This is a genomic window from Acinetobacter sp. YH12072, from assembly GCF_013419565.1.
In the GTDB taxonomy this organism is placed as follows: Bacteria; Pseudomonadota; Gammaproteobacteria; order Pseudomonadales; family Moraxellaceae; genus Acinetobacter.
In genome coordinates this window covers 115,408-135,552 of the sequence record NZ_VOZV01000001.1, presented here as the reverse complement: position 1 = coordinate 135,552, position 20,145 = coordinate 115,408, and the positions used below count along the sequence as shown (strand labels likewise).

Annotated in this window: 21 protein-coding genes, 5 tRNA genes, 1 other RNA gene and 1 riboswitch; of the genes, 16 read left to right on the top strand and 11 right to left on the bottom strand. The window is 44.5% G+C overall.

Annotation, left to right across the window (positions count from 1 at the left end):
• Positions 1-47 precede the first annotated feature (47 nt).
• The gene (locus FTU19_RS00710) at positions 48-674 is read left to right on the top strand and encodes a CatB-related O-acetyltransferase (RefSeq protein WP_180129877.1); all 627 of its coding nucleotides are present in this window, start codon (positions 48-50) and stop codon (positions 672-674) included.
• A gap of 193 nt (positions 675-867) precedes the next feature.
• Here FTU19_RS00710 and FTU19_RS00705 read toward each other — a convergent pair whose 3' ends face one another.
• From FTU19_RS00705 to coaD, 5 genes are all read right to left on the bottom strand, one after another.
• Positions 868-1,449, bottom strand: a complete 582-nt coding sequence (locus FTU19_RS00705; RefSeq protein WP_257225431.1) for a hypothetical protein — start codon at positions 1,447-1,449, stop codon at positions 868-870.
• A 53-nt stretch (positions 1,450-1,502) separates the two neighbouring features.
• Positions 1,503-1,579 (bottom strand) — tRNA-Met (locus tag FTU19_RS00700).
• A 72-nt stretch (positions 1,580-1,651) separates the two neighbouring features.
• An RNA gene (rnpB, locus tag FTU19_RS00695) (RNase P RNA component class A) lies at positions 1,652-2,029 on the bottom strand.
• A gap of 26 nt (positions 2,030-2,055) precedes the next feature.
• Positions 2,056-2,319, bottom strand: coding sequence for a YfhL family 4Fe-4S dicluster ferredoxin (locus tag FTU19_RS00690; RefSeq protein WP_034581081.1), 264 nt, complete (start codon positions 2,317-2,319; stop codon positions 2,056-2,058).
• A 1-nt stretch (position 2,320) separates the two neighbouring features.
• Positions 2,321-2,812 (bottom strand): pantetheine-phosphate adenylyltransferase, encoded by a 492-nt coding sequence (gene coaD, locus FTU19_RS00685; protein WP_004784820.1) that lies wholly within the window; start codon positions 2,810-2,812, stop codon positions 2,321-2,323.
• A gap of 138 nt (positions 2,813-2,950) precedes the next feature.
• Between coaD and smpB the strand changes: the two genes are divergently transcribed.
• Positions 2,951-3,427, top strand: coding sequence for an SsrA-binding protein SmpB (gene smpB / locus FTU19_RS00680; RefSeq protein WP_004784822.1), 477 nt, complete (start codon positions 2,951-2,953; stop codon positions 3,425-3,427).
• A 50-nt stretch (positions 3,428-3,477) separates the two neighbouring features.
• Here smpB and FTU19_RS00675 read toward each other — a convergent pair whose 3' ends face one another.
• From FTU19_RS00675 to rluD, 3 genes are read right to left on the bottom strand one after another with little or no spacing between them, the layout of a single operon-like run.
• Positions 3,478-4,038, bottom strand: coding sequence for a flavodoxin family protein (locus tag FTU19_RS00675; RefSeq protein ID WP_159123468.1), 561 nt, complete (start codon positions 4,036-4,038; stop codon positions 3,478-3,480).
• A gap of 40 nt (positions 4,039-4,078) precedes the next feature.
• On the bottom strand, positions 4,079-4,819 hold the full coding sequence (gene pgeF, locus FTU19_RS00670; RefSeq protein WP_180129875.1) for a peptidoglycan editing factor PgeF: 741 nt from the start codon (positions 4,817-4,819) through the stop codon (positions 4,079-4,081).
• Between the two features lie 41 nt (positions 4,820-4,860).
• Positions 4,861-5,913, bottom strand: a complete 1,053-nt coding sequence (rluD, locus tag FTU19_RS00665; protein ID WP_004784827.1) for a 23S rRNA pseudouridine(1911/1915/1917) synthase RluD — start codon at positions 5,911-5,913, stop codon at positions 4,861-4,863.
• Positions 5,914-5,984: 71 nt separating this feature from the next.
• Between rluD and FTU19_RS00660 the strand changes: the two genes are divergently transcribed.
• Both FTU19_RS00660 and FTU19_RS00655 read left to right on the top strand, forming a co-directional pair.
• Entirely contained in the window at positions 5,985-6,977 is a 993-nt protein-coding gene (locus FTU19_RS00660) for an outer membrane protein assembly factor BamD (protein WP_166137837.1), read from the top strand.
• A 196-nt stretch (positions 6,978-7,173) separates the two neighbouring features.
• A complete protein-coding gene (locus FTU19_RS00655) occupies positions 7,174-9,078 on the top strand; it encodes a DNA primase (RefSeq protein WP_180129873.1) in 1,905 nt (634 codons plus the stop codon).
• Positions 9,079-9,149: 71 nt separating this feature from the next.
• On the opposite strand, the gene hemA is transcribed toward FTU19_RS00655, so the two are convergent.
• Positions 9,150-10,433 carry a glutamyl-tRNA reductase gene (gene hemA / locus FTU19_RS00650; RefSeq protein WP_159123463.1) on the bottom strand — a complete coding sequence of 428 codons (1,284 nt, stop codon included), beginning with the start codon at positions 10,431-10,433 and terminating at the stop codon, positions 9,150-9,152.
• A gap of 78 nt (positions 10,434-10,511) precedes the next feature.
• On the opposite strand from hemA, the gene FTU19_RS00645 reads away from it, so the two are divergent.
• From FTU19_RS00645 to panD, 11 genes are all read left to right on the top strand, one after another.
• Positions 10,512-12,215, top strand: coding sequence for a tetratricopeptide repeat protein (locus FTU19_RS00645; RefSeq protein ID WP_180129871.1), 1,704 nt, complete (start codon positions 10,512-10,514; stop codon positions 12,213-12,215).
• A gap of 16 nt (positions 12,216-12,231) precedes the next feature.
• The gene (lolB, locus tag FTU19_RS00640; RefSeq protein ID WP_180129869.1) at positions 12,232-12,810 is read left to right on the top strand and encodes a lipoprotein insertase outer membrane protein LolB; all 579 of its coding nucleotides are present in this window, start codon (positions 12,232-12,234) and stop codon (positions 12,808-12,810) included.
• 21 nt (positions 12,811-12,831) lie between these two features.
• Complete coding sequence (ispE, locus tag FTU19_RS00635) at positions 12,832-13,662, top strand: 4-(cytidine 5'-diphospho)-2-C-methyl-D-erythritol kinase (protein WP_180129953.1); 831 nt, start codon at positions 12,832-12,834, stop codon at positions 13,660-13,662.
• Positions 13,661-13,735: transfer RNA gene (locus tag FTU19_RS00630), tRNA-Gln, on the top strand. Before ispE ends, FTU19_RS00630 begins: the two co-directional genes overlap by 2 nt.
• Before the next feature lie 26 nt (positions 13,736-13,761).
• Positions 13,762-13,836, top strand: a tRNA-Gln gene (locus FTU19_RS00625).
• 20 nt (positions 13,837-13,856) lie between these two features.
• Positions 13,857-13,931: transfer RNA gene (locus FTU19_RS00620), tRNA-Gln, on the top strand.
• 91 nt (positions 13,932-14,022) lie between these two features.
• Positions 14,023-14,097: transfer RNA gene (locus FTU19_RS00615), tRNA-Gln, on the top strand.
• 36 nt (positions 14,098-14,133) lie between these two features.
• Positions 14,134-15,087, top strand: coding sequence for a ribose-phosphate pyrophosphokinase (locus FTU19_RS00610; RefSeq protein ID WP_004784839.1), 954 nt, complete (start codon positions 14,134-14,136; stop codon positions 15,085-15,087).
• A gap of 100 nt (positions 15,088-15,187) precedes the next feature.
• On the top strand, positions 15,188-15,484 hold the full coding sequence (gene rplY / locus FTU19_RS00605) for a 50S ribosomal protein L25 (RefSeq protein ID WP_004784841.1): 297 nt from the start codon (positions 15,188-15,190) through the stop codon (positions 15,482-15,484).
• Positions 15,485-15,503: 19 nt separating this feature from the next.
• On the top strand, positions 15,504-16,085 hold the full coding sequence (pth, locus tag FTU19_RS00600; RefSeq protein ID WP_180129867.1) for an aminoacyl-tRNA hydrolase: 582 nt from the start codon (positions 15,504-15,506) through the stop codon (positions 16,083-16,085).
• Between the two features lie 143 nt (positions 16,086-16,228).
• The gene (panD, locus tag FTU19_RS00595; RefSeq protein ID WP_004784844.1) at positions 16,229-16,609 is read left to right on the top strand and encodes an aspartate 1-decarboxylase; all 381 of its coding nucleotides are present in this window, start codon (positions 16,229-16,231) and stop codon (positions 16,607-16,609) included.
• A 67-nt stretch (positions 16,610-16,676) separates the two neighbouring features.
• On the opposite strand, the gene FTU19_RS00590 is transcribed toward panD, so the two are convergent.
• On the bottom strand, positions 16,677-17,240 hold the full coding sequence (locus FTU19_RS00590) for a GDYXXLXY domain-containing protein (RefSeq protein ID WP_159123458.1): 564 nt from the start codon (positions 17,238-17,240) through the stop codon (positions 16,677-16,679).
• The gene (locus FTU19_RS00585; protein WP_180129864.1) at positions 17,237-19,045 is read right to left on the bottom strand and encodes a DUF2157 domain-containing protein; all 1,809 of its coding nucleotides are present in this window, start codon (positions 19,043-19,045) and stop codon (positions 17,237-17,239) included. Before FTU19_RS00585 ends, FTU19_RS00590 begins: the two co-directional genes overlap by 4 nt.
• Positions 19,046-19,216: 171 nt before the next feature.
• A riboswitch (FMN riboswitch) is annotated at positions 19,217-19,373 on the top strand.
• Positions 19,374-19,479: 106 nt separating this feature from the next.
• Here FTU19_RS00585 and ribB point away from each other — a divergent pair.
• Positions 19,480-20,139 (top strand): 3,4-dihydroxy-2-butanone-4-phosphate synthase, encoded by a 660-nt coding sequence (ribB, locus tag FTU19_RS00580; RefSeq protein ID WP_180129862.1) that lies wholly within the window; start codon positions 19,480-19,482, stop codon positions 20,137-20,139.
• Positions 20,140-20,145 lie beyond the last annotated feature (6 nt).

The following is a 20,145-nucleotide window of genomic DNA, read 5'->3' as shown; positions in this document are numbered from 1 at the left end:
AGATCAATTCGCTATAATGGCGTATTCCTTATTTTTGTATCCCGGTTATGGCTGAAAAGTTGATTAATTCCCCTGTGAACCATTGGTGTGAGTTCGAATTCATCTCGAAAACGGTGAAGAATCCAAATATTCATATCAAGGGCAATTACAGCTATTACTCAGCTTATTGGGATCAAGGTTTCGAGCGTTGTGTGGTGCGTTATCTGCATGATAAGCCAGCTACACAAGAGAAGCCGATTGACCAGCTTTATATCGGCAATTTCGTCTGTTTTGGCGCAGAATGCGTGATTATGATGGGTGGTAACCAGTTACACCGAACAGACTGGATTTCTGCGTTTCCATTCGATACACGTAGTTTTGTGCCTGCAGGTGATACAGTCATTGGAGATGGCTGCTGGATTGGCTCACGTGCCATGATTATGCAAGGTGTAAAGCTCGGTGAAGGTGCTGTGGTGGCAACAGGTGCTGTCGTCACAAAAGACGTTCCACCTTATGCGATTGTAGGTGGCGTGCCTGCGAAAATTATTAAATATCGCTTCCCTGAAGAAGATATTAAGAAACTACTTTCTCTAAAGCTCTATGACTTAGATGAAAAGCAGTTTTTAAAAATGCGTGAGCAGTTGCAAACGGATGATGTTAGATCACTGCTACATGCCTTTACTGCGCTTGAATAAAAGGGATTAACGCCAAACTCCGCTGTTTATATTCGTCGATTTTATTATTCTTAAGCCAGTTTATATTCAAATAACTTAAACGCCATTCATAATAAGCCAATCCTACATCTCTATAGCTGATCTTAAGTACGGTCTCCTTCTGATCATCACAATAATTATTCTTTTTATCTTTCATATCTTTGTAGCAGGAAAGTCAATTCTGGTATTCGTAAAAAGGTAAATGCTCGAAGACCAGTTTTGTCTTTCCTTTTGGAAGTAATTGAATAAACTGTGCATTCTGTTCACCTGCATCATTTGAAACCCAGCCATGAATTAAGGCAATAGCATAACTATGCCGATTGAGTGGGTATAAGGCAGGATATATAAATTCTATACCACTCTTATCCTCTTCAAGCGCATAAACCTGTTGATACCTGGTTAGATCCCAATAATCAACGATTTGATACTTTCCAAGATGTTTTGAAAGCTGAATCATTTGTAAATTTTCATTAATTAAATAATATTTTTCAGCTTCAGCAATTTTAACTACCCAAAGTTTTGCACCACTCTCATCACAACTAAGTTTTATTTTCTGACAAATTGATCGTATTTCTGCTTTGGAAATACTTTTTTCTTTAAAAGGAAGTGACTTAATTGAATCTGCAGCAAAAACAGGTAAAGCAATAAAGAAAATCAGAGTTGATAGCATTAAATTTTTAATCATCATACATATTCTTGTTATTTGTTTTATTTTAACTATTGTAAGGCTTTTTAGATTTTCCACCAACATCATCATCAAATATCAGACATAAAAAAACCCACTCAATCGGAGTGGGTTTTTTCAGAATATGGTGGCTATGACGAGACTTGAACTTGTGACCCCCGCATTATGAGTGCGGTGCTCTAACCAACTGAGCTACATAGCCTTAAACTGTGCGCGCATTATGGGATTTTCTGTAAATCACGTCAACCCCATATTGTGCTGTTTGATCAAAATTTGTTGAAGTGAGCCGATAAGCCGGGTTCTGTCGTGAACGATCATTCCTCTAGGCGCACAATCACTCATGCGCTCAAGCGACCTACCCGAATCCAGCATGGGCCATGCCTAAAGGATCCCTATTTGGTCTTGCTTCCGGTGGGGTTTACCATGCCATGAACTGTTACCAGTCATGCGGTGCGCTCTTACCGCACCCTTTCACCCTTACCTCCGATTCCGATTACTCAGAACCATAATGAAGGCGGTCTACTCTCTGCTGCACTTTCCGTCGGCTCACGCCGCCCAGGCGTTACCTGGCACCTTGCCCTATGAAGCCCGGACTTTCCTCCCCTGCTTCAATCACGGAGATCTCCACAGCAGCGATCGTCTGGCTCACTTCGAGCCGCATAGTACCAAATCTGGCGACTAATTGCTTGATGTTTTTTGAGCAGTCAGTTTTTCATACTTGGCCTGAAGCTCCTCACGCGTCTCGGCATGGTTCGGATCAAGCGGGATACAGTCCACAGGACAGAATAACTGGCATTGTGGTTTGTCGTGATGCCCGACGCACTCTGTACATAAGTCCGGGTTAATTTCATAGATGACGTCACCCATGAAAATTGCCTCATTCGGACAGACAGGCTCACAGACATCACAATTGATACATTCATCGGTGATATATAAAGACACTCTACCAACCTTGTTGAAGTTTACGCTCGAAGGCTTCAACCACATTTGGCGGAACAAACTTGGTCACATCACCTCTTAAACGAGCAATTTCACGCACCAATGTGGATGAAATAAAAGAATATTGCTCTGAAGGGGTTAAAAACACCGCTTCAAAATGAGAATCCAGTTGACGGTTCATGTTGGCCAGCTGGAATTCATACTCAAAATCGGACACTGCACGTAAACCACGCAATACCGCGGTAGCATTCTGCTCGCGGAAGAAGTTCACCAGCAGGCCATCAAATCCTACAAATTCAACATTGTTCAAATGGCTTAATGACGTTTGGGCCAGTTCAACTCGTTCTTCCAGACTAAATACCGGGTTTTTGTGATGTCCGATTGCAATTGCAACTACAACTTCATCAAACATTTTTGCTGCGCGGGTCACCAAATCAATATGGCCATTGGTGATCGGATCAAAAGTTCCCGGATAAATTACACGAGTTTTAGTCATCCATTTGTACTCTGTTTATTGTGTAATTTTCCATTTTAACAAAATCTTCATTTTTTAGTGAAGAAACTCCATCAATTTAAACACTTCAACTCAATAAAAGTTACGGTACAATAGCTACAACTTTGGAAGTGTCTGATTATGGCGAAAGCAACTGTAGTTAAAAAAAATAACGGCGGAACGATTGCTCTGAACAAACGTGCCCGTCACGATTATTTTATTGAAGAAAAATTTGAAGCTGGACTTTCCTTGCAAGGCTGGGAAGTAAAATCCCTGCGTGCCGGTCGTATGAGTATTGTGGAGAGCTATATCACCTTTAAAAATGGTGAAGCCTTCCTGTTCGGCGCACAGATTCAGCCTTTACTGAGTGCATCTACCCATGTTGTCCCTGAAGCGACGCGTACCCGTAAACTGCTGCTGAAACGCCGTGAAATTGAAAAACTCATGGGCGCGATCAACCAGAAAGGTTATTCCTGTGTACCATTGGCCTGTTACTGGAAAGGCCCGCATGCCAAGCTGGAAATTGCGTTAGTAAAAGGTAAACAGTTACACGACAAACGTGCATCTGAAAAAGACCGTGATTGGCAACGTGATAAAGCGCGTATTTTCCATAAATAATACCAGCAATAAAAAACCTCCAACTAATGGAGGTTTTTTTATGGATCGAATTAGGCTTTCAGATTCAAACGGGCCAGTGTCAAGGCAATATATTCACCAAACCAGATCGCGGTTTGCAAATCCCCTTCCGGTGGTGTCACTTCAACAGGTGCATTGTCAGATTGGGTCATGAGACCCAGAAAGCTCGACATACGATTCAGATCGGTAGTGGCACGACCTGTCGGCATTAACGGTAGACCTGACCACAACATGCCATGTTGCATCGCAAACAGATTAATCTGCTGCAAGACAGCCAGCTTGTCCCCACTTAAGCCACCACCATTGGTAAAGGCTGCTGCCAGCTTGCCTTGCCAGCTACGTGCCAGCCAGCGCTTGGACGACTGCTCCATAAATAACTTCATGGCAGAAGTCAGACTACCCATATAGGTCGGACAGCCAAATACAATTGCATCGGCAGCGTCCAACACCTCCCAATCCACCTGTTCCACATTCATCATATGCACCTGGACACCAGTTTTTTGTGCGCCTTCGGCAATGAAGTTTGCCACTTTAGCCGTGTGTCCATAAGGACTGTGATAAACAATCGCAACAGATTGGGAAGATAGGGACATAACAATCAAAAACCAAGAATTTCAATCAAGTTTAACATTTTCATGCCATAAACACGAATGTTGCCATGCGTCCGGTTTTGGCTTCACGGCGATAGGAAAAATATTCATCCGCCTGACGATATGAACACTGATCGCCACCTAAAACAGTCTCAACACCCTGCTGCTGTAAGATGTAACGCGCAATCGCATACAGATCCGCATAGTATTTTCCGGCCTGTTCCCCTGCCTGAAATGCACTGTCCAGTTCAGGATATTTGGAACAGAAAGCTTCTTTTACTTCTGAGCCAATTTCAAAACAAGGCTGGCTGATCGCTGCACCAAGCCACGCCCAGGTTGGCTGGGTCTGCATCGCGGCAATGGTATTTTCAACGATACCGCCTGCCAGCCCACGCCAGCCAGCATGCAGATTGGCCACTTCAGTACCTTCAGCATTACCCAGCACTACCGGCAAGCAGTCTGCCGTCATCATCATTAAGGCATGAGCTTTGCGCTGTGTCACCAGACCATCACCGACCAATGCCTTAAAAGGCATCTGCTCATTGATAGTATGACAAATGGTGCTATGCGTCTGTGTCATCCAGGTAATTTTGTCCACGCCAAAAGGCTGGAAATCTTTCAACAGCTGAATGCGATGCTTCTGTACACGCGCAGCATCATCATTGACATGCAAAGCCAGGTTAAAGCCCGCTAGCTCTGGCTGGGCTGATGGCTGTACCTGTTCATGATAAACACGGGTCTGACCTACATAAACACCTTGAGGCAAACCTTGTACAAATTGCATGTCGCTTCCCTTTTTTTAATGACTGCTAATAGAATGAAAAATTAATAGGCCTTGTTTTCGCTACGCAGCACTTCAACCAGATTGGCGAAGTCTTCTGGCCACGGCGCATTAAAGGTCATTTCTTCTTTGGTACGTGGATGTTTCAGGCCTAGAGTCGCTGCATGCAGTGCCTGACGTTTAAAACCACGCAAGGTGTCATCCAGCAATTGCGAAGCACCGGCTGGCATACGCACACGTGGCATATAGACCTGATCACCCACCAGACCATAGCCCAGGTAGCTAAAGTGCACACGAATCTGGTGCGTACGACCGGTTTCCAGACGTGCCTGAATACGGGTGAAATGCTGGAAGCGTTCTTTCACATTGTAGTGCGTCACCGCTTCCTTACCGCCTGGCAGGACTGCCATTTTCACACGATCCACTGGATGACGTTTAATCGGTTCATCAATGGTACCGCCGGCAATGATGTTGCCATATACGATCAGGTCATACACACGGTAGACGGTCTTTTTCTCAAGCTGCTTGCTAAGCGCAAACTGCGCTTCCAGATTTTTAGCAACAACCAATAGACCACTGGTGTCTTTATCAATCCGGTGTACTAAACCTGCACGCGCCAGTTCAGAAGATTTCGGATAATGATGCAGCAAGGCATTAACCAGCGTACCGGTCATATTGCCTGCACCCGGATGCACCACCATGCCCACTGGTTTGTTAATGACAATAATGTCATCATCTTCATAGACGATATCCAGTGGAATATCTTCAGGTAGGCTACGAGTTTGTGCCTCCAGTTCAACGTTTAAAGTCAGTGTTTCAAAACCGTCACTTTTAAATTTCGGCTTAACTGGTTGACCATTCACTAATAAATTGCCGTCTTTGATCCATTGTTTGAGCTTTTCTCTAGAAAAATCGCTCCAGACCATGGCCGCAATCTGGTCGATACGTTGCCCGATATAACTTTCATCCAATTGAAATTGCAACGATAAACGTGTTGCAGTTGCGTCTGAAGTATGGTTATCTGCATCCTCAGAATCTTCAAGTAAATTGAAATCAGTATCAGGGATATTAGAATTGGAAGATTGTGCTTGACTCATTTGCTCATTCAGACAAAAGTGGTTTAATAGTGCAATTGTAGCTCATTGCCCGTATTAACAGAGGAATTTTTATGTCGCTACCACATTATAAAATGACAATGCTTGCTGTGACGTTAGGCATTGCATCGGCAATGGTAGGCTGTAGCAGTAATCCAAAAAAAGAAGTCGTGGACAAAGGTCCAGAATCTAGCGAACAGGTTTATATCCAAAAAGCACAGAACGCGCTAGATCGCAAACAATATACTGATGCAGCAAAACAGCTCGAAGCACTGGAAACCTATTATCCAACCAGCCAGTATGCACCGCAGGCGCAACTGGAACTGCTGTATGTCAAATTCCAGCAAAAAGATTATGAAGGTGCAGTGGCACTGGCAGAACGCTTTATCCGTCTGAATCCGCAACATCCAAATGTCGACTATGCTTACTATGTCCGTGGCGTAGCGAATATGGAGCAGAACTATAATGGCCTGCTGCGTTATACCTCACTAAAACAGTCACACCGTGATGTGAGCTACCTGAAAGTAGCTTACCAGAATTTTGTCGATTTCATTCGTCGCTATCCATCAAGCCCCTATGCAGTAGACGCTGCACAACGTATGAAGTTTATCGGTCAGGAACTGGCAGAAAGCGAAATGAATGCGGCCCGTTTCAATATCAAGCGTAAAGCATATTTGGCTGCTGTTGAACGTGGTTTATGGGTAATTGAACACTATCCACAAACGCCACAGATTCCAGAAGCGCTGGCAACCGTTGCTTACGGCTATGACAAGCTAGGTGACAAAGCCACAGCACAGCAATATATCGAAGTACTGAAACTAAACTATCCAGGTCTAGTGAATGCCGACGGTACCGTGAACCTGCGTGCAGCACGTAGTGAAGGCAGCTTCTTCAATCGTGCGACTTTGGGTATTTTCGGTAAAGAAGCCAAAACCGTGACCGATACGTCTAGCCAATCATCTGAAGACCAAGCAGAAAAACGCAGTCTGACCAATCGCATGACTTTTGGTTTACTCGATCGTCCTAAAACCACTGAAACTGAGCTGCCTGAACCGACTGCTGAATAAGCCGACTGTTACAGGTGCATTTTTACAAAGGGCAAGTTATCATACTTGCCCTTTTGCATTTTCTGAGCCATGCTTGAACAAATTGTGCAAACAGGTTATACCAATTAATTCATTTATAGCGTTGGATGAATCATCCTACTCTTAATTTTCAATGATTTAACACCTAAATAACGCAGCACGAGAAGCTTAGCAAACCATGGCCATTCCTCAGCATACGATTGATCAGATTCTCGATCGCACCGATATTGTCGATGTGATTGGTCAATACGTGAAACTAAAAAAAACTGGCCGTACTTATTCGGGCTGTTGCCCTTTCCATCAGGAAAAATCGCCTTCTTTTCACGTCTACCGTGACAAGCAGTATTTCCACTGCTTTGGCTGTCAGGCCAATGGTAATGCCATCCGCTTTTTAATGGATATTGGCAGCCGCAATTTCATTGAAGTGATGAAAGACCTGTCCAGCCAGACCGGAATTGAACTGCCTAAAGATAATAAAGATTCCAACCGCTTAAAATACAAACGCGAAGCCAAACCGAAACCGGTCACTGTACCACCAGCAAAAACTGCGGATACATCTATAAATCCAGCGCCTGAACAAAACGCTTATTTTGATCCATTTGCTGAAATTCAGGCACCTGAAGCTGAATTTTATACAGATGATCCTTTTGCCGCTTTTGAGCAAATGCCTGCAGCAGAAGCACAAGCAGATGGCAACTTATACGACCTGCTGGAAAATATCGCGCAGTTTTATGAGCGTCAGCTACCCAACAGTCCAAGTGCCCAGCAATATTTTAAACAGCGTGGTCTGACCGCAGAAACGATTGCCTACTGGCGACTCGGTTATGCACCGGAAGACTGGCAACATCTGGAAAAAGCCTTCCCGCAGGATATTGAAGGTCTCAAACTTTTAGGTCTGATTCGTACTAGCGATAGTGGTCGGGATTTTGACCTGCTCCGTGATCGTGTCATCTTCCCGATTCGGGATAGTAAAGGCCGTGTGGTCGGCTTTGGTGGTCGTGCACTGAATGACGAAATCAAACCGAAATACATCAACTCGCCCGATTCAGAAGTTTTCCATAAAAACCAGTTATTGTATGGGCTGTATGAAGGTCGCAAGCAGAAAGCTCAAGACTGGCTGATGGTGGAAGGCTATATGGATGTCATTGCCTTGCAGCAATATGGCATTCATGGTGCAGTAGCTACTTTGGGAACGGCCAGTAATACTGATCACCTAAATATTCTGTTCAAGCAGAATAATCGAATTACCATTGCCTTTGATGGTGATGCGGCTGGACAAAAAGCGGCACGCCGTACTCTGGAAATTGCTCTACCCTTACTAAACGATGGGCGTGAGCTAAAATTCTTTGTCCTGCCGAATGACCATGACCCAGACTCCCTGATTCGTCGTGAAGGCATTGAAAATTTCCGCCGTCTGCTGGATCAGGCACCGTTGCTCTCTGACTTTGTCTTTGCTCATCTCACCCAGAATCACGACATTGCAACGCCTGAAGGTAAAAGTCAGGTGATGGGCGAGCTGCGTCAATTAACCGAATTGTTGCCAAAAGCTGGCTCATTTCGTTATTTGCTGCAACAGTTCTTCCGGGAAAAACTCGGTTTTAGCCGCAAATGGCAACCCAAAGTCAATAATGACGCATCTCTAAGCTTTAGCACCAAAATTTATGCCGAAGAATATGTCATTGCGATTTTGCTAAATCATCCGTATCTGTATATTCATTTTGAACCGCTACGTGCACTGGTCAGTGAAGATCAGCTGTTGTTCAAGATCCTGAATATATTTAATGTGATTTTTGATGAATTGCCGGATGATCCGGAATTGTCGACCTATTATGTACTCGGTGCCTGTGCTGCACATCATCATGAGTTACAGCATATCCTGCAACATGCCAATGTCAGTGATTACACCTCTTCTCCTGAGCAGGCAGACAAACTGGCGGCAGACTTCTCGATCAAGCTGCAATATCAGTGTCTACAACACAAATTAAAATCGAAAAAGTTTAGTAGCATCGCGGAGATGAAAAATCTCAAGATGCGGATTTATGAAATTGATAAAAAACGTTCCATGACCTTACTCGAAGATTAAAAATCATGAAAATAAAAAAGGCGTTTATTTTAAACGCCTTTTAAATATCGGAAAGTTATCCCGACATCATCTTAATGTTTAACCTTACGGCGATGCTGAACCACGTCCTGCAAACTGTTCTGTAGCATTTCAAAATAGCTTGGATCTTCAGCTTTGGCAGCTTCACGCAGCATGATTGAGGTCGGATGCAGAAGTTTTTGGGTCAAACGATGCGAAAATTCGGCCAATACTGTTTCAGCACTTTCACCTTTGGCAATACGTTGCATAGCAGTTGCCAGTTCTTCCTGACGTAAGCTTTCCCCATAATCCCGGTAAGCATGAATCGTACTACCCGCCTCACTCACCTTCTGCTGGGTGATCAACTCGGTCGCCAGTTGATTGACCATCACTTCCGCTTCGACCGCTGCCTGACGACGCTGCGCCAGGTTTTCATCAATCACGCTTTGCAGATCGTCCACGCCATAGAGATAAACTCCATCCAGCTTTTCAACTTTTGGATCAATATCACGCGGTACAGCCAGATCAACCAACAGCATTTGCTGGTAACGGCGCTTCTTTAAGGCAGCTTTGACATCCGGATAGTGAATGACTTGATGCAAACTACCGGTACAACTGGAAATCACATCTGCACGATGCAAGTTTGCTGCCAACTGATCAAAATCAATAATCTCGACTTCTGCACGGTGGGCAATTTCCTGCGCCAGATTCTCTGCACGAGCACGAGTTCGGTTACAGATAATGATTTTTCTGACGCCCATTTCTGCCAGATGTTTGGCCACCAGACTGTTCATTTCCCCGGCTGCCACGACCATTACAGTTAACTGCTCAGGCCGGCTAAATACTTGCAATGCTAATTGTGCAACTGCATAGCCCATCGATACTGCATGACTGCCGACTGCTGTTTCCGAGCGCACACGCTTGGCCGCATAAAAGGCATATTCAAAGATACGATTCAGGTTTTGCGAAACGGTTTTAGATTCTTTGGCAAGAGAGAGTGCGGTTTTGACCTGTCCCAGAATCTGCGGTTCACCAAGCATCAGGGAGTCGAGACCACTGGCGACACGCATCAGATGAGTGACGGCTTGCGCATTCTCATAACGATAAACATGATTCTGTAATTGCTTGGGATCAATACCATTGGTCTGGGCGAGCCAGTTCAGCACCATGTCGACATTGTCCGACATCGCGTAAACTTCGGTCCGGTTACATGTAGACACCACCACCATATCATTCAGTACAGGGTGCTGGCTTTGCTCGGCAAGTAAAATGCTTAACTTTTCAGGGTTAAAAGCAATCTTTTCGCGCAGCTCTACAGAGGCAGTTTGATGGTTGACACCCAATGCAAAGAAAGACATATCAGGTCATCATTTCACTAAATTTATGCTATTGTGCAACATCGGTGTCATAAAAAGCATTACTTGGATAAAGAAAAATTGCGTCTAACAACTAGCCGTATAAACGGCCCTACCATTAAGCAATATTCTACCACATTCTTGCTGGTGGTTAGCATGGCTTCAACTGCTCATCTTTATGCAGCAGAAGCAGTTTACCATGCAAATCAAAATTATGATGCGATAAAACAAAGTATGATAGCCGAGTTCGCACTCGCCTATCGCGATATTCCAAACGCTTTACACAACTATACTGTGCTGGCCATTAAAAGCAATTCCACTGCGGTTAAACAGCGCGCACTCAATATCGCCCTCGAACATGAAGACCTGAATGCAGCGCTGGATATTTCTACCCATTGGGTCGTCCAAGAACCGCAAGATGTCCCAGCATTATTTTATCTGGCACATATTGCCTTAAAAGCGCATGAGTACGAACTAGCGGCAGAAATGCTAGAAAAGATCCTGAAAATTGATGATAACGCTGATCTGGAAGAAATTCTGGCCGGGATTGCCCCGGATGAACCGGATGACCGTGAATATTTAATTCAAGCCCTAAGTACCAGCAAAGCCAAAGACAATCCTTCGATTCTGGTTCTGGTCGCCGGTTTGGAGGCACAAAAAGGTCAGTTAGAGCAGGCTCTCAACACTATTAATCGCGCCTTAAAAAAACGTCCAAAGTCGACTGGCTATATCCTGATGAAAGCCAATCTGTTGGCGGCATTAGGTGACGATGCGGAAACGCTGAAATGGTACGAGAAAGCCAGTCGCAAACATCGCAACAACATGGATATACGTCTGGCTGAGGTTAAATACCTGATCAAGCTAAATGAAGCTGAAAAGGCCTTACAAAAACTAGAAGCGATCCTGAAAAAATCACCACAACACGAAGAAGCACTGTTTATTGCCGGCTTAACCAGTATTGACCTGCAGCAATATGAACGGGCGGAAAAATATCTGGTTGAGCTCCGTTATTCGGCTCAGTACCAGAATGAAGCCTATTACTATCTGGCGGTCAATGCAGAACGCAAACAGCATTATGAAACCGCCAAGGCGTATTACCGCCTGGTGGATGGCAGCCTGTATACGGTCTCACGACGCAATATCATTGCTATCTTTGCCGAGCAGGATAAATTGCATGATGCGCTGCGCTTTCTGACTCAGGAACGGGTCAATTATCCGCAACATGCCAGTTTCCTGTATCTGGCTCAAGCGGATATTCTGAAACGCATGAATAATAAGAACGCAGCGATCCGAATTCTGGAAGAAGCCAGCAAAAACCTGCCGGATGATCCGGAACTGGTCTATGCTCAAGTCTTGTTGTTAGATCCGCATGAAGATCGTGATCAACTGGATCAGTTGTTAAAAACCCTGCTTAAAATCGAACCGAATAGTCCAACCTATCTGAATGCTTATGCCTATACGCTGGCCCGTCAAAATCGCCGTCTGGATGAAGCACGGCGCTATGCTGAACAGGCACTGGAATACGCACCAGAACAGGCTTCTATTCTGGATACCTATGGCTATATCTGTTATTTGCAAAATGACTTTGCTACGGCTGCCCAAGTGCTGCTTAAAGCCTATGAACTGAATCCAAGTGCGAAAATTGGCGTCCGTTATGCACGTTCGCTTTATATGAAGGGCGATCTACAACAATTCCATCAAGTGTTACAACAATTACAACAAAACCATCCAAATGACCCAGAATTAAACCAACTTAATTCGCTATTGTTAGCACCACAATCCTGAACGAGTCCATTCTTTTATGCGCAACATAAGTACTTTAGGCTGCTGTTTCCTTGCTTCTACTGCCCTATTCATGAGTGGTTGTCAGCAGATGGTGCAGCAAAAAGCGCCTGTCACGCCATCGGTACAGGCTGAAAACCAGTTCCAGCTGCAAGGTAAAATCGGGGTACGTACACCTCAGCAAAGCGGCAGTGCCTTTTTTACCTGGGTTCAGCAGCAAGAAGAATTTGATATTGAACTAACTGGTATCTTAGGTGCCGGAAAAACCCAGATTTCAGGTACTCCTGGTCAGGTGACGTTGAATAGTGCCAAAACCGGCCTGATCAAGGCAGCAACGGCAGAAGAACTATTGCAACGTGCAACCGGCTGGCAAGCCCCGATTAGTCATTTAGTTGATTGGGTACAGGCACGTCCCGCGACTCAATCTGCCCAGATCCAGAAAGACAGCTCACAGCGTATCAGCCAGATTATTGAACAAGGCTGGACGGTAGATCTGAGTTATAACCAGCAGGCAACTGTTCCAAACCGCTTGATTTTAAAGCAGTCATTTGAGAATGGGGGTGAAAACCGTATTACAATGGTGATTCAAAACCGTTAACTGGTCTGACGCAAGCTTATGATGATTCGTGTTCCCGCACCTGCAAAACTGAATTTGTTTCTCCATATCACCGGTCGCCGTCCGGATGGTTATCACGAGCTGCAAAGTATCTTTCAGTTGATAGATTTGTGTGACTGGCTAGAGTTTGAGCAAACAGATGATCAGCAGATTCAGATTGAAGGTCTATCCTCGGTCGATCTGGAACAGAATCTCATCTATCGTGCAGCGCAGATTTTGCAGCCTTATGCCAAAACGCCTTCTGGCCTGATCATTCGACTAGAGAAAAATATTCCTATGGGTGCAGGTCTTGGCGGCGGCTCATCCAATGCAGCAACGACCCTGATTGTGCTGAATCAATTATGGCATTGTGGCTTAAATTCCGAGCAATTGGCAGAGCTCGGCGTTAAGCTGGGCGCAGATGTACCCATTTTTGTTCATGGTCGCAATGCTTGGGCTGAAGGCATTGGTGAACACTTAACATTCATAGACTTAGATCAAAAACAGTTCATTGTGTTAAAACCTGACTGTTTTATCAGCACTCAACAGCTTTTTTCACAAAAAACGTTGACAAGAGACACGAAGAGCTCTAAATTTTGCGCCTATCAGATAAAGCCATCTGATTTCGGAAATAACTTTGAGCCAGTGGCAAGAAGCTTATATCCAGAAGTCGATGAGGCAATGCAATATCTCGACCAGTTCGGTGTTGCAAAGCTTACAGGTACAGGTGCTTGTGTTTTTATCGAGGTAACTGATGATATGAATGTGATCGACATTCTTGAGAATGCACCATGTAAATCTTACCTGGTGAACAGTCTGCAAGAATCACCATTACGTCATTTCAAGGTTCAATAGGGGTATCGCCAAGTGGTAAGGCACCGGGTTTTGATCTCGGCATCCGTTGGTTCGAATCCAGCTACCCCTGCCATTATTCACCTGTAGATGTACTGTATTAGGGGTATCGCCAAGTGGTAAGGCACCGGGTTTTGATCCCGGCATCCGTTGGTTCGAATCCAGCTACCCCTGCCATCTTACAGTTCATCAAATCTAGGGGCGTCGCCAAGTGGTAAGGCACCGGGTTTTGATCTCGGCATCCGTTGGTTCGAATCCAGCCGCCCCTGCCATTTTCTCGAAAAAAGACAGAACATCATTTGCTGTAAGACTGTTAATTTACCTTGACACAATACCGCAAAAATATTAAAGTTCTGCCGCATTAGGGGTATCGCCAAGTGGTAAGGCACCGGGTTTTGATCTCGGCATCCGTTGGTTCGAATCCAGCTACCCCTGCCATCTACTTCCATACATACCAACCGCCAAGGGTGCTTCATGCCCAATCTTGTCGTTTTTAGTGGAACCGCGCATCCACAATTCGCTCAAAAAGTCGTAAGTCACTTACATATTCCTCTAGGCGCTGCCTCTGTAGGCCAGTTCTCTGATGGCGAAATCGCTGTTGAGATCACTGAAAATGTTCGTGGTAAAGACGTATTCATCGTACAACCTACTTGTGCACCGACCAACGATAACCTGATGGAAATCCTGGTCATGGCTGACGCGTTACGCCGTGCAAGTGCTGGTCGTATTACTGCCGTGATTCCTTACTTCGGTTATGCCCGTCAAGACCGTCGTCCCCGTTCAAGCCGTGTGCCGATTACTGCAAAAGTTGTTGCAGATATGCTGACCACTGTAGGTATTGACCGTGTGGTGATGATTGATCTTCACGCTGACCAGATCCAAGGTTTCTTCGATATTCCTGTAGACAACATCTACGGTACGCCAGCCCTACTTGCTGACTTACGCCAACAACAGCATCATAACCTGATGGTTGTTTCTCCTGACGTAGGTGGTGTAGTTCGTGCTCGTGCTGTTGCGAAACAGATGGGTGATATCGACCTGGCGATCATCGATAAACGTCGTCAAAAAGCGAATGAATCACAAGTGATGCATTTGATTGGTGATGTGAAAGATCGTGACTGTGTGATCGTTGATGACATGGTGGATACTGCTGGTACGCTTTGTAAAGCTGCTGATGCGTTAAAAACTTTCGGTGCCCGTAAAGTGGTTGCTTACGCGACTCACCCAGTATTGTCTGGTAAAGCACTTGAAAATCTGAAAAATTCTGTGATCGATGAGCTGGTTGTGACTGACACCATCCCTCTTTCAGAAGAAGCTTTAGCTCTTGGCAAGATTCGCCAGGTTTCAGTTGCAAGCATGGTTGCTGAAACAATTCGTCGTATCAACAACGAAGAATCTATTAGCGCAATGTTCGATTCTTATCTATAATAGTGCGCTGAATTTCCAAAGCCCTGCCATTTGGCGGGGCTTTCTATCACCGGATCGGTCGCAGGTCCGGTTCATTTAAAACTTAAATAGGATGTCTATCATGGCAAACTTCGTATTAAACGCAGAAGCACGTGAAGTAGCACAACAAGGGAAAGGTTCGAGCCGCCGCCTTCGTCATGCTGCTAAAGTTCCAGCGATCATCTATGGTGGCGAAGCTGCTCCTGTAGCTGTTTCTCTTGAACTTCGTCAGCTTGTTAAATTCTTAGAAAGCAACTCATTCTTCGAAGAAGTGATCGAAATTGATGTAAACGGTAAAGTTGAAAGCGTTAAAATCCAAGCGTTACAACGTCACCCAGCTAAAAACACTCCAATGCACGCTGACTTCAAACGCGCATAAGTGTTAATGGTGTAGATTAGTGTCAAATATTTCACTGATTGTTGGTTTGGGCAACCCAGGTTCTGAGTATGCTCAAACCCGCCATAATGCAGGCTTCTGGTTTGTAGAACGCCTTGCAGATCAATATGGCATTAACCTTAAAAAAGACCCTAAATTCAATGGATTCAGCGGTCGTGGCAATATCGAAGGTCAAGACGTCCGTCTCCTTCTACCTACAACATTCATGAACCTTTCCGGTAAAAGTGTTGTTCCTTTCGCCAAATTCTACAATATCGCACCCGAATCAATCCTGATTGCCCATGATGAACTGGATATGAATCCAGGCATTATTCGCCTGAAAACTGGCGGTGGTCATGGTGGACATAACGGTTTACGCGATATCGTGCCGCATATCGGTCCGAACTTTCATCGTCTACGCATTGGTATTGGTCACCCAGGTTCTAAAGACCGTGTTTCTGGTCATGTCCTGAGTAAAGCACCAAGCAGTGAACAAGAGTTAATGGACGATGCAATTGCCCATGCACTTGCTCGCGCCAAAATGCTGGTGAACGGTGAAGTACAACAGGCAATGAATCAAATCAATGCTTATAAACCGAACTAAACATTCATAAATTGCTGGACAATTCCGCTTGCCTTGCTGGCCATTTAGGCGCAAAATGCGCAAGCCTACCCACTTATCCAGTGTCGTAGAAATTGATTCAACCATAAGATCAAAGTCTTAGGTCAACTAAGGGGACGCTAGCCATGCTATCTCGTTTATTAAAATGCAAAATTCATCGCGCTTTTGTTACACATGCAGAATTACACTATGAAGGTTCATGTGCAATTGATGGCGTTTTGATGGATCTAGCTGGCATTCGTGAATACGAAGAAATTCATGTTTGGAACGTGACCAATGGTAAGCGTTTTACTACTTATGCCATTCGTGGTGAAGATAATTCAGGGATTATTTCTGTGAATGGTGGTGCTGCGCACCAGGCTGATGTTGGTGATATCGTGATTATCGCAACATTTGGTGATTTCACTGAAGCCGAAGCCAATGCTCATAAACCACGTCTGGTTTATGCCAACCCGGATAACACTGTGAATCACACTGCAAATTGCATTCCGGTACAGGTTGCCTAAGCTGGTTCAACAAGATTCTCAAAAGCTCGCTTCTCGCGGGCTTTTTTATGGGCTGATTAAAATAAAACTAACGCCCCTGCCACCAGCTTTTTCGGTTCTCACAGTTTAAGGACTTAAGATTTTGATCTACCAGGTCAGCCAACAAAGTTTCTCCATTTTCTTTTAGCTTTAATTCGGCGAATTTAGCATTACGATAACAAGGCTCAAGTCCCTCAGCGAACATAAAACTGTTGGCAGCCGGATATAAGCCTTCAAAGGTATTCCGTGGATTTTTCAGGATTAGTCGCGCTGAGCGTGGCTGATCCAGCGCACTTCGATTAAAACTGGTTTTGACAACTCTTCTTTGCTCATCAAGCTGTACATAGCTTAGTACACGGGACTGGTTTTCAAAATCTTGAATACTGATTTTAGGTTCTGATTGTTCTGATCTATTCTCCGCTGCTAGTGCACTAAAATGCAGATCATAATTCAGCGCCATGTAATCTCCTTGCAGAATTGATCGCGGATCTACTGGTGCCAGCTCCACATAAATACTTTGGCTATCTCGAAGATGCCATTCATGTTGCGCAATCAATCCACAAAATAAGGCAATACTGAAAATAGCTAGATGCAAAGGAAGAAACTTTTTCATCTTGCCTCTCCTTGCTCATGTTGCAGTTTTGATGACTGCTTCAACATATATGCCAACAACAAGACCAGTATCCCAGAAGCAAAGATACTGATGCTTTTTAATAGAAAACTTAAGCCCAGATTGTAATACAGCATCCATAACCAGAAGATTAACAGCAAGATGGTTAAGGCCTGAATCAAGGACTGCTTATAAACAATGGCCCATGCCATAAGCAGCATAATGATAAAAATCTTAAAATAGCCCAACAGAATGAGTAAGATGCCAAATATAGGAATCAGCCAGAGCAATTTTTCAGAAAATTGCTGCCAGTTTTGCCAGATAAAACCAAGCAACAATAAGCTCGGAAGAACATAAAACAGCAGAACGTGGTCAAGGCTGATCTGCCCGATGCCCTGCCAGTGCTCTAATCCAGTCACAGATTGAACCACGGCTGAACCTGTCAGCATAGCAATGATCCAGAGCAGAATACTTTTCTGATAAATTGAGGACTGCCAATATCTAGCGGTTAGAATTAGCCCGATAAAAATGACATAGTTCAAGCTTAGGGCAAGCGTGATTACAATATCATCATGCTTAAAGGAATTCTCTAATGCCAAAACCACAATTGCTAAAGCATGAGCTATCAAGAGCTGTAAGGTTAGAATGAACCAGTGCATCCGTTTGATCACAGTCAGAGCCAGCATCATTAATTGCAACAGCCACACTATAAACAGACTATCGGTGAGCAGTTCCGTATGAATTAATACCGCAGCTTGCCCGCAAACCCAAAGACAATAGGCAAACTGACGTAGAAATATGGAATTCTTTTGACTTAATAATTTCCAAGCGATGCCAATAAAAATGAGACCTAAAACAATTGAAACCGCTTTCCAATAGGTCAGCAACAAGACTGCCAGAATAATTCCAGCTATCCATGCACCAAGTGCCAAAGGAATGACGGAGAATTTGGTTTGTGGAAAAATTTTCTTTAGGGCAAAACTGATCAGCGCAAACCAGCCAAAGATCAGCATTGCCAAGATAAATAAGCCCGCTGCTGAATTGGTAAGCTGATCGTCCACCAGTTCAAACAGCCATAGGCTCAAACTGGCAGCCAAGCCTGCAATCAGTAAAATGGTTTCTAGTGCCTGATGCTTACGATAAAAATAAAATGCAGCCCCTGCTGGTAGAACAACTGAAGAAGCCAGATAGATCAGCTGAAAATGATGGTTAAACTGCATCATACTGCTGATCGAAATCATGATAATGAATGCAATAAACAGATATCGCAGTAACGAATAATAACGTATGGCAAAGGCAAAGCTGATGGCCGTCAGTAGATTCAAAGTCAGTAGATATAATCCTTCTGCCCGTATCATCCAGAAACTTTGCTTAAAGTAAAAATACAATGCCAGCTGACTGACCACACAAAGCATGGCAAAAACCCCGATATTTGGTCGATATAGCCACGGCAACAGCAATACGGCCCAGAGCAGAAATAACTGATAACTATCCGCACCAGTCTGATAGATCTGCCCAATCACCACCAGACTTAAGCCCAGCATCAGGCCAGATACAGTATCCAGACTCTGTCTGATCCATTCCCGCTGATTAAAGTAAATGCTGGCTATTGCACTACAGAGTAAAACCAGCATTGGAATTGCTAACTGTACCTGATTCGGTAGCATCCACCAGTTCGCAGCCATTAAATACAGCAAACTGACTGCAATCAGCGCAACGCCCAAAATATTGAGATAACGCAAAACCTTTGCATCACAAACCAGCAAGGGAGAAAATGGATTATTATGGATCAGCTCGGTTTTCTTCATTGTCAGAATGATTGATCAATTTCTATTGTTAATAGCAACATAACATGTTTCCAGTTTTTTGCTAAAGGACTGTAGTAATTCAGATAATCTGTTTTGCTTATCTGAAATTCTGCAAATTCGTGACTGGCCAAACTATCCCATCTTTTAAAAATCAGGACTATAATGGCCCTACATCGCTTCAGGGCGGGGTGAGATTCCCCACCGGTGGTAATTTCAGGGTAGTAAATCTCTATTCCTAAATCAGCCCACGAGCGGTCAATTTCGATTGATCTGCAGATCTGGTGCAAATCCAGAGCCGACGGTATAGTCCGGATGAAAGAAGACGAAAGCAGTACACCCTGTTTTATGCTTGGCATGAAACTGTTTTGCTATAAGCCTATTTTCACTATGTCCTGAAATGTTCAATCGTACTTTTACTTTACGTGAGCGTTTCAATGTCAAGTTTGATTCAACCCGAAATTTTCTTTTCCGCTTTAGCTCCCGCTGAACAGCGCATCCAACAAGCACTTGAAGACATCCGCCAAGGCAGACCTGTTCTGGTGATGGATGATTTTGACCGCGAGAATGAAGCCGACCTCATCGTTGCAGCAGAGACTTTGACTGTAGAAACCATGGCACGCATGATTCGTGATGGTTCCGGTATTGTGTGCCTATGTCTGACTGATGAACTGGCCAATCATTTAGAACTGCCACCTATGGTGCAGGATAACTCTAGCCAGTTTAAAACTGCATTTACTGTCACCATTGAAGCTGCGGAAGGTGTGACGACTGGTGTATCTGCCAAAGACCGTACCACCACGATTAAAGCAGCCATTAAAGACGGTGCTGTCGCCAGTGACCTGAACCGTCCAGGGCATGTCTTCCCTTTACGTGCACGTGAAGGTGGTGTGTTGACCCGTCGCGGCCATACCGAAGGTACGATTGATCTTGCGCGTTTAGCTGGCTTGAAACCTGCCGGTGTTCTGTGTGAACTGACTAACCCCGATGGCACCATGGCTTCTGGCATTCAGGTATTGTCTTATGCACAGACGCATCAGCTGACCGTGATTACCATTGATGAACTGGTGCGTTACCGCCAGCAGCACAATGTATAAGTATAA

Coding starts and splice junctions, on each gene's coding strand:
- panD (WP_004784844.1), top strand. CDS start 16,229: ATGCTATCTCGTTTATTAAAATGCAAAATTCATCGCGCTTTTGTTACA.
- rplY (WP_004784841.1), top strand. CDS start 15,188: ATGGCAAACTTCGTATTAAACGCAGAAGCACGTGAAGTAGCACAACAA.
- lolB (WP_180129869.1), top strand. CDS start 12,232: ATGCGCAACATAAGTACTTTAGGCTGCTGTTTCCTTGCTTCTACTGCC.
- FTU19_RS00655 (WP_180129873.1), top strand. CDS start 7,174: ATGGCCATTCCTCAGCATACGATTGATCAGATTCTCGATCGCACCGAT.
- FTU19_RS00710 (WP_180129877.1), top strand. CDS start 48: ATGGCTGAAAAGTTGATTAATTCCCCTGTGAACCATTGGTGTGAGTTC.
- pgeF (WP_180129875.1), bottom strand. CDS start 4,819: ATGCAATTTGTACAAGGTTTGCCTCAAGGTGTTTATGTAGGTCAGACC.
- rluD (WP_004784827.1), bottom strand. CDS start 5,913: ATGAGTCAAGCACAATCTTCCAATTCTAATATCCCTGATACTGATTTC.
- FTU19_RS00610 (WP_004784839.1), top strand. CDS start 14,134: ATGCCCAATCTTGTCGTTTTTAGTGGAACCGCGCATCCACAATTCGCT.
- FTU19_RS00675 (WP_159123468.1), bottom strand. CDS start 4,038: ATGTCCCTATCTTCCCAATCTGTTGCGATTGTTTATCACAGTCCTTAT.
- FTU19_RS00705 (WP_257225431.1), bottom strand. CDS start 1,449: ATGATGATGTTGGTGGAAAATCTAAAAAGCCTTACAATAGTTAAAATA.
- FTU19_RS00585 (WP_180129864.1), bottom strand. CDS start 19,045: ATGAAGAAAACCGAGCTGATCCATAATAATCCATTTTCTCCCTTGCTG.
- ispE (WP_180129953.1), top strand. CDS start 12,832: ATGATTCGTGTTCCCGCACCTGCAAAACTGAATTTGTTTCTCCATATC.
- FTU19_RS00590 (WP_159123458.1), bottom strand. CDS start 17,240: ATGAAAAAGTTTCTTCCTTTGCATCTAGCTATTTTCAGTATTGCCTTA.
- smpB (WP_004784822.1), top strand. CDS start 2,951: ATGGCGAAAGCAACTGTAGTTAAAAAAAATAACGGCGGAACGATTGCT.
- hemA (WP_159123463.1), bottom strand. CDS start 10,433: ATGTCTTTCTTTGCATTGGGTGTCAACCATCAAACTGCCTCTGTAGAG.
- coaD (WP_004784820.1), bottom strand. CDS start 2,812: ATGACTAAAACTCGTGTAATTTATCCGGGAACTTTTGATCCGATCACC.
- ribB (WP_180129862.1), top strand. CDS start 19,480: ATGTCAAGTTTGATTCAACCCGAAATTTTCTTTTCCGCTTTAGCTCCC.
- FTU19_RS00660 (WP_166137837.1), top strand. CDS start 5,985: ATGTCGCTACCACATTATAAAATGACAATGCTTGCTGTGACGTTAGGC.